Annotated in this window: 16 protein-coding genes and 1 tRNA gene; 16 read left to right on the top strand and 1 reads right to left on the bottom strand. The window is 71.7% G+C overall.

The genetic code is table 11. The annotated features are described in order from the left end of the window. Positions 1-55: 55 nt before the first annotated feature. From EMA17_RS07955 to EMA17_RS07895, 13 genes are all read left to right on the top strand, one after another. The gene (locus EMA17_RS07955) at positions 56-427 is read left to right on the top strand and encodes an NADH-quinone oxidoreductase subunit A (protein ID WP_126636210.1); all 372 of its coding nucleotides are present in this window, start codon (positions 56-58) and stop codon (positions 425-427) included. Beyond that, entirely contained in the window at positions 418-1,020 is a 603-nt protein-coding gene (locus EMA17_RS07950) for an NADH-quinone oxidoreductase subunit B (protein ID WP_126636209.1), read from the top strand. Before EMA17_RS07955 ends, EMA17_RS07950 begins: the two co-directional genes overlap by 10 nt. Then, a complete protein-coding gene (locus tag EMA17_RS55255) occupies positions 1,017-2,093 on the top strand; it encodes an NADH-quinone oxidoreductase subunit C (protein ID WP_126636208.1) in 1,077 nt (358 codons plus the stop codon). The genes EMA17_RS07950 and EMA17_RS55255 overlap by 4 nt, the downstream gene beginning before the upstream one ends. Further along, positions 2,090-3,046 (top strand): complex I subunit 1/NuoH family protein, encoded by a 957-nt coding sequence (locus EMA17_RS07940; protein ID WP_126636207.1) that lies wholly within the window; start codon positions 2,090-2,092, stop codon positions 3,044-3,046. The genes EMA17_RS55255 and EMA17_RS07940 overlap by 4 nt, the downstream gene beginning before the upstream one ends. Continuing rightward, on the top strand, positions 3,046-3,597 hold the full coding sequence (locus EMA17_RS07935) for a NuoI/complex I 23 kDa subunit family protein (RefSeq protein ID WP_126636206.1): 552 nt from the start codon (positions 3,046-3,048) through the stop codon (positions 3,595-3,597). The genes EMA17_RS07940 and EMA17_RS07935 overlap by 1 nt, the downstream gene beginning before the upstream one ends. Further along, positions 3,594-4,154, top strand: coding sequence for an NADH-quinone oxidoreductase subunit J family protein (locus EMA17_RS07930; RefSeq protein ID WP_126636205.1), 561 nt, complete (start codon positions 3,594-3,596; stop codon positions 4,152-4,154). Before EMA17_RS07935 ends, EMA17_RS07930 begins: the two co-directional genes overlap by 4 nt. Before the next feature lie 4 nt (positions 4,155-4,158). Continuing rightward, positions 4,159-4,482: an NADH-quinone oxidoreductase subunit NuoK gene (gene nuoK, locus EMA17_RS07925; protein ID WP_078975783.1), complete on the top strand. Its 324-nt coding sequence runs from the start codon at positions 4,159-4,161 to the stop codon at positions 4,480-4,482. Then, positions 4,473-6,374, top strand: coding sequence for an NADH-quinone oxidoreductase subunit 5 family protein (locus tag EMA17_RS07920; protein WP_443093110.1), 1,902 nt, complete (start codon positions 4,473-4,475; stop codon positions 6,372-6,374). Before nuoK ends, EMA17_RS07920 begins: the two co-directional genes overlap by 10 nt. 52 nt (positions 6,375-6,426) lie before the next feature. After that, positions 6,427-7,932 (top strand): complex I subunit 4 family protein, encoded by a 1,506-nt coding sequence (locus EMA17_RS07915; protein WP_126636203.1) that lies wholly within the window; start codon positions 6,427-6,429, stop codon positions 7,930-7,932. Between the two features lies 1 nt (position 7,933). Next, positions 7,934-9,484: an NADH-quinone oxidoreductase subunit N gene (locus tag EMA17_RS07910; RefSeq protein WP_126636202.1), complete on the top strand. Its 1,551-nt coding sequence runs from the start codon at positions 7,934-7,936 to the stop codon at positions 9,482-9,484. 172 nt (positions 9,485-9,656) lie between these two features. Beyond that, on the top strand, positions 9,657-10,517 hold the full coding sequence (gene htpX / locus EMA17_RS07905) for a zinc metalloprotease HtpX (RefSeq protein WP_126636201.1): 861 nt from the start codon (positions 9,657-9,659) through the stop codon (positions 10,515-10,517). A 114-nt stretch (positions 10,518-10,631) separates the two neighbouring features. Further along, on the top strand, positions 10,632-11,036 hold the full coding sequence (locus EMA17_RS07900; RefSeq protein ID WP_126636200.1) for a YccF domain-containing protein: 405 nt from the start codon (positions 10,632-10,634) through the stop codon (positions 11,034-11,036). A gap of 156 nt (positions 11,037-11,192) precedes the next feature. Further along, on the top strand, positions 11,193-12,158 hold the full coding sequence (locus tag EMA17_RS07895) for a glycosyltransferase family 2 protein (RefSeq protein WP_160161342.1): 966 nt from the start codon (positions 11,193-11,195) through the stop codon (positions 12,156-12,158). Positions 12,159-12,329: 171 nt separating this feature from the next. Here EMA17_RS07895 and EMA17_RS07890 read toward each other — a convergent pair whose 3' ends face one another. Further along, positions 12,330-12,818, bottom strand: coding sequence for a YajQ family cyclic di-GMP-binding protein (locus tag EMA17_RS07890; protein ID WP_078975776.1), 489 nt, complete (start codon positions 12,816-12,818; stop codon positions 12,330-12,332). A 176-nt stretch (positions 12,819-12,994) separates the two neighbouring features. Between EMA17_RS07890 and EMA17_RS07885 the strand changes: the two genes are divergently transcribed. From EMA17_RS07885 to EMA17_RS07875, 3 genes are all read left to right on the top strand, one after another. Beyond that, positions 12,995-13,077: transfer RNA gene (locus EMA17_RS07885), tRNA-Tyr, on the top strand. 211 nt (positions 13,078-13,288) lie between these two features. Then, positions 13,289-13,897, top strand: a complete 609-nt coding sequence (locus tag EMA17_RS07880; RefSeq protein WP_126636198.1) for an ATP-binding protein — start codon at positions 13,289-13,291, stop codon at positions 13,895-13,897. Then, complete coding sequence (locus tag EMA17_RS07875) at positions 13,894-14,730, top strand: NAD(P)-dependent oxidoreductase (protein WP_126636197.1); 837 nt, start codon at positions 13,894-13,896, stop codon at positions 14,728-14,730. The genes EMA17_RS07880 and EMA17_RS07875 overlap by 4 nt, the downstream gene beginning before the upstream one ends. Positions 14,731-14,774 lie beyond the last annotated feature (44 nt).

The raw sequence follows: 14,774 nt of genomic DNA, 5'->3' as shown, positions 1-14,774 counted from the left end.
GATACGCAACGTCCACGCAACGTCCAGGCAATGTCGATCGGGAGGCAGGCGCCGGGTGGAGGGCTACTACGGAACGTACGCGCTCGTGGGTCTGGTGCTGCTCGTCGCGTCCGCCTTCGTCGCGGTGGCGTTCGTCGGCGGGCGACTGCTGCGACCGAGCGTACCCACGCACGAGAAGCTGACCACGTACGAGTGCGGGGTCGACCCCGTGGGGGTGGGCTGGGCGCAGGTGCACGTCCGCTACTACCTCTACGCCTATCTTTACGTCATCTTCGCGGTCGACGCGATCTACCTGTTCCCCTGGGCGACGGTCTTCGACGCGCCCGGCTTCGGCGCCACGACCCTGGTGGAGATGTTCGTGTTCGTCGGCTTCCTGGCCACCGGACTGCTGTACGCGTGGCGGAAGGGCGTGCTCGCATGGACGTGACACCCGCTCCGGCGGATCGGCCGCCGGTCGATCTGCCGACACCCCGGCTCGGGGTGCTCTCCCGGCTGGCGCCCGACCCGGTGCGGTTGGTGCTCAACTGGGGACGGCGCTACTCCCTCTGGGTGTTCAACTTCGGTCTGGCCTGCTGCGCGATCGAGTTCATCGCGTCGTCGATGGCCAGGCACGACTTCATCCGCCTCGGCGTGATCCCGTTCGCGCCCGGGCCGCGCCAGGCCGACCTGATGGTCGTGTCGGGCACGGTCAGCGACAAGATGGCGCCCGCGATCAAGCGGCTGTACGAGCAGATGCCCGAGCCCAAGTACGTCATCTCGTTCGGGTCGTGCGCGAACTGCGGCGGGCCGTACTGGGATTCGTACTGCGTCACCAAGGGCGTGGACCAGATCGTGCCGGTCGACGTGTACGTACCGGGCTGCCCGCCTCGGCCGGAGGCGCTGCTCCAGGGCATCCTCAAGCTCCAGGAGCGGATCGCGGTGGAGAACCCGGCCGCGCGGTACGGGCGTAAGCTGCCCGCCGCCGCGCTGGGTCGGCCGCCGGTCGCGCCGCCCGCGCCGCCGGCCGGGGGTGCCGGATGACCCCGGAGGAGATCCGTGCGGGGGTGGGCGAGGAACTGGTGCTCGCCGTGTCGGACGCCTACGGGCTCGTCACGCTCGACGTCGCGCCCGAGCACTGGGTCGACGCGCTGACCGCGGCGCGGGATCGGCTCGGTTGCGCGTTCTTCGACTGGCTCACCGGAGTGGACGAACTCGCGGACGGGTTCGGCGTGGTCGCCCACGTGTGCGCCATTCCGCGCGGGCCCCGGCTGCTGCTGCGTACGCGGGTGCCGCGCGAGGGCGCGGTGCTGGCGAGCGCGAGCGGGGTGTACGCGGGAGCCCGCTGGCACGAGCGCGAGACGCACGAGATGTTCGGGATCGACTTCACCGGGCACCCGGGCCTGGATCCGCTGCTGTTGCCGGACGGGTTCGAGGGGCATCCGCTGCGCAAGGAGTTCGTCCTGGCCGCGCGGGTGGCCAAGCCCTGGCCGGGGGCCAAGGAGCCGGGCGAGTCCGACCACGGCGGCGGGCCGGGGCGTTCGCCGGGTCGGCGCCGCACGCTGCCGCCGGGTGTGCCGGACCCGGCGACGTGGGGTCCGCACCGGGAGGAGGCGGCGGCCGAGGCCGCGGCCGCCGCCGAGGAGCGTCCACGCCGCGGCGCGTCGGCGGGTTCGGCGGGCCGGGCCGGGACGGAGGCGACGGAGGGGGCGGGCGCGCCGCCGCGTCGGACCCGCAGTGCCTCGGCCGGGTCGGCGAGCCAGGCGGCGGAGGGCGCACCCCCGGCGCGGCGCACGCGCAGCGCGTCCCAGGGGTCGGCGAGCCAGCCGCCGCCGACCGCGCGGCCGGCTCCGGCGCCGCCCGCCGCACCCGCGGAGCCCGCCGAGCCCGCCGGACCCACCACGCCTGCTCCGCCTCCCGAGCCCACCGAGACCGGGCCCACGAAGCCCGCCGAGCCCGCCGGACCCACCGCGCCTGCTTCGCCTCCCGGGCCCACCGAGACCGGGCCCACGAAGCCCGCCGGGCCCGCGGAGCCCGCTGAGCCGGCCGGGCCCACCGAGACCGGGCCCGCCGGGCCCGCCGAAACGACCGAGTCCGCCGAAGGGGACACCCCGTGAGTCTCCTCGACGTGTGCCTCCGGCTCGTTCTCGTGCTCGGGGCCTTTCTCGTGCTGCCCCTGGTGATCGGCCAGACCGAGCACAAGGTGATGGCGCACATGCAGGCCCGGGTCGGCCCGATCTACGCCGGAGCCTTCCACGGCTGGGCACAACTGGTCGCCGACGGCGTCAAGTTCGCCCAGAAGGAGGACATCGTCCCGGCCGGCGCCGACCGCCGGGTGTTCAAGCTCGCGCCGGCCGTCGCGCTGATCCCCTACTTCGTGGTGCTGATCGCCATCCCGATCGGCCCGAACGGGTTCGTCGGCCGCACCATCGACGCCGGCATCGTGTTCGTGCTCGCGGTGATGGGCGTCGGCGTGCTCGGCTCGCTGATGGGCGGCTGGGCCTCGGCCAACAAGTACTCGCTGCTCGGCGGCATCCGCGCGGCAGCCCAGCTGATGGCGTACGAGCTGCCCATGCTGCTCGCCGCGGCCTCGGTCGCGATGGCCGCCGGCACCGTGTCGCTGCCCGGGATCGTCGAGGGCTTCGAGTGGTGGTGGCTGCCCTGGCAGGCGATCGGCGGCGTGGTGTTCTTCACCGCCGGCCTCGCCGAGATCCAGCGCCCGCCGTTCGACATGCCGGTCGCCGACTCGGAGATCATCTTCGGTGCCTACACCGAGTACACCGGCCTGCGCTTCGCGCTGTTCCTGCTCTCCGAGTACGCCGGGATCCTGGTCGTCTGCGCGCTGACCACCGTGCTCTTCCTCGGCGGCTGGCACGGGCCGTGGTCGGACTCGGTCGGCTGGTTGTGGACCCTGCTCAAGATCGGCGTGCTCGCGTTCGTGGTGATCTGGCTGCGGGTCAGCTACCCGCGACTGCGCGAGGACCAGCTGCAGAAGCTGGCCTGGACGACGCTCGTCCCGCTCGCGCTCGGCCAACTCGTCCTGACCGGCGTGGTAAAGGTGGCGACCTGATGAAGGGCCTGGCCAAGGGCCTCGCGGTGACCCTCAAGACGCTCACCCGACGCAGCACCACCCAGTCCTATCCGGAGGTGCTCCCCGAACTGCCGCCCCGCTCGCGCGGGGTGATCGCGCTGTTCGAGGAGAACTGCACGGTCTGCATGTTGTGCGCGCGCGAATGCCCCGACTGGTGCATCTACATCGACTCGCACAAGGAGGTCGTGCCCGCCCGCGAACCCGGCGCGCGCGACCGCACCCGCAACGTGCTCGACCGCTTCGCGATCGACTTCGCGCTGTGCATGTACTGCGGGATCTGCGTCGAGGTGTGCCCGTTCGACGCGCTCTTCTGGTCGCCCGAGTTCGAGTACGCGACGGGCGACATCCACGAACTCACGCACGAGAAGGACCGGCTGCGCGAGTGGATGTGGACGGTCCCGCCGCCGCCGGCCCTCGACGAGCGCGCCGAGGACCCCAAGGAGCTGACCCAGGCCCGCAAGGCCGTGGAGAAGGCGGAGAAGGCCGCGGCGGCCCGGGCCGCCGCGACGGACGCGGAGGAGACACCGTGAATCTCGCCGCCGCCGAGCACGGATTCCTCTCGCCCACCGGCGCGGAGATCGCCTTCGTGCTGATCGGCCTGGTGGTGCTCGGCTCCGCGCTGCTCGTGGTGACCACCCGTCAGGTCGTGCACGCCGCGCTGTGGCTGGTGGTCACCCTCGGCGGTCTCGCCGCCGAGTACCTGCTGCTCACCGCCGAGTTCATCGCCTGGGTCCAGGTGCTGATCTACGTCGGCGCGGTCGTGGTGCTGCTGCTGTTCGGGCTGATGCTCACCAAGGCGCCGATCGGCTACTCGGAACCGGCGGACCGGGCCGCCCGGATCCCGGCCGCCACGGTCGCGCTCGGCGCCACCGCGACCCTGGTCACCGTGATCGTGGACGCGTTCCGCACCGCCTACCTCCACCTGGGCGACGACACCGTGGGCACCACGAAGGTCACCGGGGAGAGCCTGTTCAAGGTGTGGGTGCTGCCGTTCGAGGTGTTGTCCGTGCTGCTCCTCGCCGCGTTGATCGGCGCCGTCGTGCTCTCCCGCTCCCGTGCCCGCGCGCGCTCGGATCGGAAGGACTGACCCGATGCATCTGGTCTATCCGCTCGTCCTCGCCGTCCTGCTGTTCGGCATCGGACTGTACGGGGTGCTCGCGCGCCGCAACGCGATCCTCGTGCTGATGTCGATCGAGCTGATGCTCAACGCGGTCAACGTCAACCTGGTTGCGTTCGACATGTACCTGCGCGACACGCTGCACGCCGGACAGGCGCTGACCCTGTTCGTGATCACCATCGCCGCCGCCGAGATCGGCCTCGGCCTGGCGATCGTGCTGATGGTGTTCCGCAACCGGGCCACCGCCGACATCCCCGACCTGCGCGAGCTGGCCGAGCACAAGGAGGGATCGGTATGACGGTCGCCGCCGCGACGGCCTGCGCACTGCCCGCGCTCGCGGCCCTGTTCGGACTGCTGTTCGGGCGTCGGGTGCGCCCGGTCCTGATCGCCGTACCCGCCGGCCTGGCCGCGACCGTGCTCACGATCGTGGTGGCCGCCGGCATCGGCGACGACGTGCGCGAGTCGGCGGTGCGACTGACCCCCACCGGCGCCCTCGACATCACCCTGGGACTGCGCGTGGACGGCCTCGCCGCGCTGTCCGCGGTCCTCGTCACGGTGGTCGCGCTGCTCGTGCAGGTCTACTCGGCGGCCTATCTGCGCGAGGATCCGCGTTACTCCTCCTACGCCGCGCTGGTCTCGCTGTTCACTGCGGCGATGTTGCTCGTGGTCTACACCGGCGACCTGATCGTGCTGCTCGTCGGCTGGGAGGTGATGGGCGTCTGCTCCTACTTCCTGATCGGCCACCACTGGGAGACCGAGGCGGCCCGCTCGGCCTCGATCAAGGCCTTCGTGGTCACCAAGCTGGGCGACGTGCCGTTCCTGATCGGCATCCTGGTCCTGGCCGCGGGCGCCGACTCGTTCCGGATCCGGGACGTGCTCGCGGCCGTGCCCGAGGGCGGCGCCGGCTGGGTCACCGCGGGCACCCTGCTGCTGCTGGGCGGCGTCGCGGGCAAGTCGGCCCAGGTGCCGCTGCAGACCTGGCTGCCCGACGCGATGGCCGGCCCCACGCCGGTGTCCGCGCTGATCCACGCGGCCACCATGGTCGCCGCGGGCGCCTACCTGGTGGCCCGGCTCTACCCGGCGTTCCTGGCCGCGCACCCGACGCTGATCGTGCTGGCCGTCATGGCCGCTGCGACGATGATCGGCTCGGCGCTCGCCGCGCTCGCCCAGGAGGACCTGAAGCGGGTGCTCGCGTGGTCCACCGTCGGCCAACTCGCCTACATGACCGGCGGCCTCGCGGTCGGCGGGCGCGACGCGGCGGTGTTCCACCTGCTCGCCCACGGCGCGTTCAAGGCGCTGCTCTTCCTCGGCGCGGGGGTGCTGATCCACGTGGCCGGGACCGGCGCGCTCGCCGGCATGGGCGGCCTGCGCCGGCGCGCGCCGATCGCGTTCTGGACCATGACGGCGGGTCTGGCCGCACTCGCCGGTGTGCCGCCGTTCTCCGGCTTCTTCAGCAAGGAGGCGGTGCTCGGCGCGGCCGAGCACACCGCCGGCGGACACGGATCGGTGCCCGCTGTCGCCGGTTGGCTGGTGCTGGTGGCGGGCCTGCTGACGGCCGCGTTGACGGCGGCCTACGCGACCCGGGTCTGGCTGCGGGTGTTCTTCGGGCCGACGCGCGAGGCGGCGCCCGGTGCGGAGGTGCCGGCGCACGCGGACGCGGCGGACTACGGCGAGCCCGGGCGCGGTGGCGGCGAGGCTCCGGCCGCGATGGTGTGGCCGCTGGTGGTCCTCGCGGTGCCCACCGTGCTGTTCGGCTTCCTGGCCTTCCCCGGGCTGCCCTCGTTGGGCGGCGAACTCGGCTACGACGAGCTGACCCCGCATCCGGCGACCACGGTATCGGCGCTGATCGCGCTGGCCCTGGGCGCGGGTACGGTCGTCGCGGCGTGGCGACGCGATCCGGCCGCCGACCCGGCCCGGGTGCTCGGTCCGGTGCGTGGGCCGGCGCTGCGCGGATTCGACGTGGACGGGCTGTACGCGGCGCTGGTGGTCACCCCGGTCCGACTGGCCGCCAAGGCGGCCCGGTTCACCGACGGGGCCGTGATCGACACCTACGTCAAGGGCGCGGCGCGGAGCGCGTGGCTGCTCGGCGGCGGGATCCGCCGCGGCCAGAACGGCAACACCCGGCTGTACCTGACCGGCCTGTTCGCCGGCGTGGTCGTGCTCGCCCTCGCGGTGGCGGTGGGCTCGTGATCCGCCACCGGTCGTCGCCCCCGACGCCCCTTCACACCCTGGAGACCCCGCGGTGAGCGTCGTGTTGATCCTCGTCGTGGCCGCGCCGCTGCTCGGTGCCGCCCTGCTCCTGCTGCCCGGGGTCGGTGATCGGGCGGCCCGGCTGATCGGCGTCGGCGCCACCGCGGCCACCCTGGTCGGCGCCGTCGCGCTGGCCTGCGCGTTCCGGCGCGGACGGGGGATGCGGTTCGAGACGGACGTGTCCTGGGCGCCCTCGCTCGGGCTGCGATTCCACCTCGGCATCGACGGCATCTCGCTGCCGCTGCTCGTGCTCACCGCGCTGCTGACCCTGCTGGTCGCCGTCCACAGCCTGTGGAACATTCCGCCGGGCGGCTCCTCGCGGGCCTTCGTCGCGCTGTTCCTGCTGCTCGAGACCGGCACGCTCGGTACCTTCGCGGCCCTCGACCTGATCCTGTTCTTCCTGTTCTTCGAGGTCGTGCTGGTGCCGATGTACTTCCTGATCAACCGGTGGGGGAGTGCGGGCGAGCGCGGCCCCGCGTCGTACAAGTTCATCCTGTACACACTGCTCGGCTCGGCCGTGATGTTGCTCGGCTTCCTGTTGATCCAGGCGAAGACCGGCACCTTCGACATGGTCGAACTCGCCGACCGGCACGGTGCGGGCATGTCGCACGGCGTGCAGGTGCTCGCGTTCCTGGCGATCGGCCTGGGCCTGGCGGTCAAGGTGCCGATGTGGCCGCTGCACACCTGGCTGCCCGACGCACACACCGCCGCGCCGACGGCGGGCTCGGTGCTGCTGGCGGGCGTCCTGCTCAAGATGGGGACGTACGGCCTGATCCGGATCGCGGTGCCGGTGTTGCCGGAGGGCGCCGAGACGTTCGCGCCGTATCTGGCCGCGTTCGGCGTGATCGGCATCGTGTACGGGTCGCTGGTGTGCCTGGCGCTGCTGCGCGACCCGGACGGGGACCTGAAGCGCATCATCGCCTACTCGTCGGTGGGCCACATGGGCTTCGCCCTGCTCGGCATCGCCACGCTCACCCCGCAGGGCGTCAACGGCGCGCTGTTCGTCAACATCGGCCACGGGCTGGTCACCGGACTGCTGTTCTTCCTGGCCGGCGCGGTCAAGGACCGGCACGGAACGGCGCTGCTCGGCCGGCTGGGCGGCGGGATGTACGGGCGTACGCCCCGGCTGGGCGCGCTGGTCGCGTTCGGCGCGGTGGCCGGGCTCGGGCTGCCGGGGCTGGCGGGCTTCTGGGGCGAGTTGTTGGCGATGTACGGCGCGTACGAGCCGGGCGCCGGGTTGTCCGTCGGCGGCTACCGGACCTTCCTGGCGCTGGCGGGCCTGGGCACCGTGCTGACCGCGGCCTATCTGCTGGGCCTGGTCCGGCGGTTGTGCATGGGACCGGTGGGCGGCGAGCCGACGGTCGGGGTGGACGTGACCGGCCCGGAACTCGTGGTGTGGACCCCGCTCGTCGCGTTGACCCTGGTCGCCGGACTGTGGCCGGCCACCCTGCTGGCGATCACCGACCCGGCCGTGCGGGCCCTCATGGGAGGCAGCTGACATGCCGTTCGACGTCCAGTCGATCGACTGGCTCGCGATCTCGCCGGTGCTTGCGGTCGCGGTCGCCGCGCTCGTGGTGCTGCTCGCGGACCTGTTCCTGGAGGGCGCGCGCAAGGCGGTGTTGCCCTGGCTGACGCTGGCCGGGCTCGGCGCGGGCCTGGCGCTGCTGGTGCCGCTGCGGGCGGACGGGGACGACGCGCGCGGCACGTTCTGCTCGCCGTCGGGCTGTTCGTACGTGGTCACCGATCTGACGCTGGTGTTGCAGCTGGTGCTGCTCGGCTCGGCGTTCGTGGTGGTGCTGTTGTCGATGCCGATGGTGGGGGCGGACGGCGCGGAGGGGGCGGGCGACTCGCCGGAGGTGCCGGGCGGTGAGTATCACTTTCTGCTGCTGTCCTCGGTGACCGGCGCGGTGGCGCTGGCCGGCGCCCGTGACCTGCTCACCCTGGTGGTCGCGCTGGAGACGTTGTCGCTGCCCGCGTTCGCGCTGGTCGGGCTGCGTCGGGACGGCCGGGGCGGCGAGGCGGCGCTGAAGTTCTTCCTGCTCTCGGCGGGCGCCACCGCGGTGCTGCTGTTCGGGGTGAGCCTGGTGTACGGGAGCACCGGAAGCGTGCATCTGGCCCGGATCGCGGGCGAGCTGGACCGGCTCGATCCGAAGCTCACCCACGTGGCCGCGACCGGCGCGGTGCTGACCATGATCGGATTCGCCTTCAAGGTCGCGGCGGTGCCGTTCCACGCCTGGGCGCCGGACACCTATCGCGGGGCGCCGATCCCGGTCGCCGCGTACCTGTCGGTGGTCTCGAAGACCGCGGGCTTCGCCGGACTGCTGCTCGTCGCCGGCATCGCGTTCCGCCCGTACGCGCACCTGTGGGGGCCGGCGCTCGCGGTGCTCGCCGCGGTGACGATGACCGCGGGCAACGTGGCCGCGCTGCGACAGACCGACGCGGTACGGCTGCTCGCCTGGTCCTCGATCGCCCAGTCGGGCTATGTGCTGGTGCCGTTCGGCACGGCCGCCGGGCACGGCGAGGACCTGGCCGACACGCTGCCCGCGGCGGTGGCCTACCTGGCGGTGTACGCGGTGATGAACCTGGGCGCGTTCGCCGTGGTGACGCTGGTCGCGCGCGAGCGGGGCGGGCTGGTCGACGACCACCGCGGCCTGTTCCGCGCGCATCCGGTCGCGGCGCTCGCGATGGCGTTCTTCCTGCTGTGCCTGGCCGGTATCCCGCCGGGCCTGGCCGGGCTGTTCGCGAAGGTGACGGTGTTCCAGGCGGTGATCGGGGCCGGCACCGGGTGGCTGGCGGTGGTGATGGCGGTCAACGTGGTGATCGGGCTGTACTACTACCTGGCGTGGACGGCGCGGTTGTTCGTGGTCGAGGCGCCGGGGACGCCGCCGGTCGCGGGTTCCGAGGGGGCGGCCGAGGTGCGTACCGGGACGGCCCCGATGCCGCTTCCGCTGGTCGCCGCGCTCGTGCTCACGGGGGCGCTCGGGGTGCTGCTCTCGGTCGCGCCGCAGCTGGTCCTGCATGTGCTCACGGTGCCGGGGCTGCTCGGCTGACCTGCGGTTCCGTCCCGGGGCGGGGGGTTACGCCGGCCTCGGAAGGGAACTCTGCGTGGCGTTGTCCCGTTGCGAAAGAAGAGACAACGGGCAGAGGGCGACAAGCCGGCGGATACCCCGCACGGGCCCGCATTGTCACCCCTGGACGCTGACGCTTCGAGAGGACTCTGCCGTGCACGGCCAGCACAACGGACTGAAGACCGCCGTACTGCTCGGTGGGATGTCGGCGCTCATCCTCGTCGTCGGCAGCTTCTTCGGCCGCACCGGGTTGATCATCGCCCTGTTCGTGGCGCTCGCGACGAACGGCTACGCCTACTTCAACAGCGACAAGATCGCGCTGCGCTCGATGCGGGCGCGTCCGGTCAGCGAGGCGGAGAACCCCGAGCTGTACCGGATCGTGCGCGAGCTCTCCAACGACGCGCGGCAGCCGATGCCGCGCCTGTACATCTCGCCCACCGAGGCGCCGAACGCGTTCGCCACCGGCCGCAACCCGCGCAACGCGGCGGTGTGTTGTACGACCGGCATCCTGCGCATCCTGGACGCGCGGGAGCTGCGCGGGGTGATCGGGCACGAGCTGTCGCACGTGTACAACCGGGACATCCTGATCTCGTCCGTGGCGGGCGCGCTGGCCAGTGTGATCATGTTCCTGGTCAACTTCGCCTGGCTGATCCCGATCGGCCGCAGCAACGACGACGACGGGCCCGGGCTGTTCGGCATGCTGGCCATCATGATCCTGGGGCCGCTGGCGGCCAGTGTCATCCAGTTGGCCGTCAGTCGATCGCGTGAATACCAGGCCGACGCCTCCGGGGCCCGGCTCACCGGCGACCCGCTGGCGCTGGCGAGCGCGCTGCGCAAGCTCGACGCGGGTACCCAGGCGCTGCCGCTGCCGCCGGAGCCGAAGTTGCAGACCACCAGCTCGCTGATGATCGCCAACCCGTTCCGGCGGGGCGCGGGCGGGATGAGCAAGCTGTTCTCGACCCACCCGCCGATGGCGGACCGGATCGCGCGTCTGGAGCAGATGGCGGGGCGGTGAGGGTTTCGCGAGGGGGTGCGTGGCACTCGCGAGTGGTGCGTGGCCTCGTGATTTCTCGGCGATCAGTCCTATGGGTGACGGCATGCCGGTCGAGGTCGGGGTAGAACAACCCTCGTGAAAACCGTCCTGAATGTCATCTGGCTCGTGTTCGCCGGCTTCTGGCTGGCGATCGGCTACGCGGTCGCCGGCCTCGTCTGCTTCCTTCTCTTCTTCCTCGTGGTGACCATCCCGCTCGGCATCGCGGCCTGGCGGATCGCGGCGTACGCGCTGTGGCCGTTCGGCCGACGGGTGGAGTGGCGTCGGGACGCGGGCGCCGGGTCGATGCTCGGCAACATCCTGTGGATCGTGCTGTTCGGCTGGTGGCTGGCCCTCGGGCACCTGATCACCGGCGCGCTCCTGTGCGTCACGATCATCGGCATCCCGCTGGGTCTGGCCAACTTCAAGCTGATCCCGGTCTCGCTCACCCCGCTGGGTCGCGAGATCGTCTCGACGAGCGACCCGAGGCACATCGGCGTCTGAGCCCGGACAGGCCAATCGGGAGGTCTCGTACGAGGGAGACGGGTACCCGATCGCTGTAGTCGCGCATCCGGTGTGTCGATATGGGTCGAGACACCGGTGTGGCGATATCCACCGGTAAGCCCTGTTGATCCCATCTCGGGAAGCGCGGAGGTTACCGTGACGGCGACGGTCAGTGTCATCGTTCCCACCCGGGATCGCACGGCCCAACTGGCCGATGCCCTGCGCAGCGTGGCCCTCCAGGGCATCCGGGGCATCGAGGTGGTGGTGATCAACGACGGCGGCGCGGACGTCGCGGGGGTGCTGCCGCTCGGGGTGCGCGGGATGACCGTGCGGCTGTTGTCGTTCCCGCGCTCGCGGGGACCGGCCGCGGCGCGCAACGCGGGCCTGGAGATCGCCACCGGCCGCTTCGTCGCCTTCCTCGACGACGACGACCTGTACCTGCCGGGCCACCTCGATCGGGCGCTGGCCGCGCTGGAGCGCTCCGGGACGGACGCCGTCTACGCGGACTGCGTGCTGAGCGGGGCGCGGGCGGTGCCGGGCGAGGTCCCCGCGGGCAGCCCGTACCGCTACGACTTCCCGTACGACCCGGACATGCTCTCGGTGGCCAACTTCGTCCCGACCACGGCCGTGGTCGCCCGCAACCCCGCGCACACCGCGCCCGCGTCGTGGTTCCGCTTCGACCCGGAGTTGCCGATCCTGGTCGACTGGTCGTTGTGGCTGCGCCTGGTGCACGACCGGGGCTGGTCGTTCACCCGGTTGTCCGAGCCGGGGGTGGTCTACCACCGGGAGCCGGCCGACGCGAGCCTGGCGGGCGGTATGGCGGCCCGGGTCGCGTGGCTGAGCCAGTACGAGGACACCTACCGCACGGTGATCGCCCGCTGGCCGGTGCCGCCGACGGGCCGGGTCGCGAGGTTCCGCCGCCACGCGCTGACGATGTTCGCGATCGCCCAGGAACACCTGGCCACGGGCGCGGACCTGGCTCCCTTCGCGTACGAGGAGGCCCTCAGGGTCCTCCACGCCGGCTTCACGGGCCGCCTCGAAGAGGACCGGGTCCCCACCCACCTGACCAAGGTCCTGACCACCCGAACCACGACGGGCCCCAGGGCGGCGGCACCGCGATAGGGGCCGCCGCATCGCCTCCGTCCGACACGCACGAAGGGCACGGCGAGAACCGCGGGTGGGCCGCCGGCAGGCGGCCCCTCCCCGGATCCTCGTCGTGCCCTTCGTCCGGACGACACCGAGCCCACGTCGCCACCGCATCGCCACCACGCCGCCGCGCGGCGACGACCGCGACTAGCGGTAGTTCACGAACTGGAGCGCGAACTCCAGGTCCTTGCCCTTGAGCAGCGCGATGACCTCCTGGAGGTCGTCCCGGTTCTTCGAGGACACACGCAGCTCGTCGCCCTGGATCTGCGCCTTGACGCCCTTGGGGCCCTCGTCGCGGATGATCTTGGAGACCTTCTTCGCGTTCTCCTGGGAGATGCCCTCCTGGATCGACGCGAAGATCTTGTACTCCTTGCCGGACGCCTTCGGCTCACCGGCGTCGAGCGACTTCAGCGAGATGCTGCGCTTGATCAGCTTGCCCTGGAACACGTCGAGGATCGCGTTCACGCGCTCCTCGGAGTTGGCGCGCATCTCGATCTGCTCGCCGGTCCAGCCGATGTGCGCGCCGACGTTCTTGAAGTCGAACCGCTGCGCGATCTCCTTCGAGGTCTGGTTCAGCGCGTTGTCGACCTCCTGACGGTCGACCTTGGACACGATGTCGAAAGAGGAGTCAGCCAAGGCTCGGAATCGCTTTCTGTGGGATCTGACAGGGAGGGAAGGCAACCCCTCCAGCCTAGAGCGTCCCCCGCGACCCGGACCCCGACCGCACCGCCCCCCACCCGAACCGATACCGAGTGGCGAAGCACCCGGGGTGGTCCGCTATTGTTGTCCCCGTCGCGCCGAGAGGCGCACAAGGCGGGTTGCCCGAGTGGCCAAAGGGAGCAGACTGTAAATCTGCCGGTGTACGCCTACGTTGGTTCGAACCCAACACCCGCCACACCACCAAGAAGGCCCCTGATCAGTGGAAACGCTGATCAGGGGCCTTTTTGTTCGAGAAGCGGATTCCGGGTCGATGCCGGGCCGTCATGATGTTCGGGTCGGACTGTCCGAAGCCTGGGAGAGGCAGTGACTCGGGGGCGAGCCGGTTGGAATACGAAGGTCGGGAGTCGGCCGCGCCGTTCGTGGCGCGATGCTCGGACCCGGATCGGATGAGGCGCGTCGTGGTGGGCCCGCCCGCCGTGGTCCTGTACGGTCCGCCCGCGTCCGGCAAGGACACCGTCACCGGAGCCCTGGCGCGTGCGGATGGGGCGTTCGTTCACTTTCGGCGGCTGAAAGCCGGGCCGGGTCGCTCGTCCGGCTACCGCATGACGGACCCGCGGACGTTGGCGGACCTGCGGCGCGATGGGCTCGTCGTGCACGGCAACCGGCGCTACGGGGCGGAGTACGCGACGGACGCACCCGAACTCGACCGCCTCACGGCACAGGGCGGCATCCCCGTGGTCCACGTCGGACAGGTCGAAGCGCTCACCGCGCTTTCGGCGTATCCCGCGGCTTGGACTCGGGTCCTGCTCTGGTGTCCCCGGGACGTCACCGCGAAGCGCTCGGCCGACCGGGGCGATCCCGACGGCGACGCCCGACTGCGGGCATGGGCCGAGACCTACGCGGACCTCGAAGCGCACCCCGACGTGCTGTGGTCCCTGATCGTGCGAACCGACCACACCTCGCCCGGCGATGCCGCCGAACTCGTCAGACAGGCCGTGAACGGCAAGGCGCCCGACCGGTTCGGCGCCGGCCACCTGCTCCGAGGAGTCGCATGACCACGGTCGGAATCCTGCATCCGGGCAGCATGGGCGCGGCGGTGGCCGGCGAACTCACCGGTCGCGGGATCACGGTCCTGTGGAGTCCTTCGGGCCGCAGCACGGCCACCCGGGCACGGGCCCTCGCGTTCGGCCTCGAGTCCGTCGCCGAGCTTGACGAACTGCTCGATCGCAGCGCGTACGTGATCTCGCTCTGCCCGCCCGCGGCGGCGGAAGCGGTGGCCCGTTCGGTGGCCGAACGGCGGTACGGCGGACTCTACGTGGAAGCCAACGCGGTGAGCCCGGAGCGCACGGAACGCATCGCCGGATTCCTCACCGCGGCGGGCGCCACCGTGGTCGACGCGGGCGTGGTCGGATCCCCACCCGCACAGACCCGCTCGCCCCGTCTGTACCTGTCCGGCGGGGAGGAGGACGTCACTCGGGTCGCGGCCCTGTTCGCCGACACCCGAGTGCGGGCGAAACCCCTTCCCGGCGGTATCGGGCAGGCGTCCGCACTGAAGTTGTCGTTCGCGAGCTACCAGAAGGCGAGCAGGGCACTCGCCGCCGTCGCCCACGCGATGGCACACGAATACGGGGTCGGCGCGGAGTTGTCGGACATCGCCGAGCACCACTCCGGGCGGCACCTCGCCGATGTGGACTACATCGCCGACGTCGCCGCCAAGGCATGGCGTTGGGAGTCGGAGATGAGGGAGGTCGCCGCGGCATTGGCTTCGGTCGGTCTGCCCGTCGGGTTGGCCGAGGGCGCCGCCGACGTCCTTGCCCGTTGGGCGCCCGCGAAGGACGCCGAACTCGACCCGATCGAGGCGATGGAGCGACTCCGCGGCGCTCCGTAGTGGTGGGCCGACTGTGTCTGTCGGGGCCGAAGGTGGCGATCCGC

This window comes from Embleya hyalina (assembly GCF_003967355.1).
GTDB lineage: Bacteria > Actinomycetota > Actinomycetes > Streptomycetales > Streptomycetaceae > Embleya > Embleya hyalina.
This window is presented reverse-complemented; position numbering and strand designations above follow the sequence as displayed.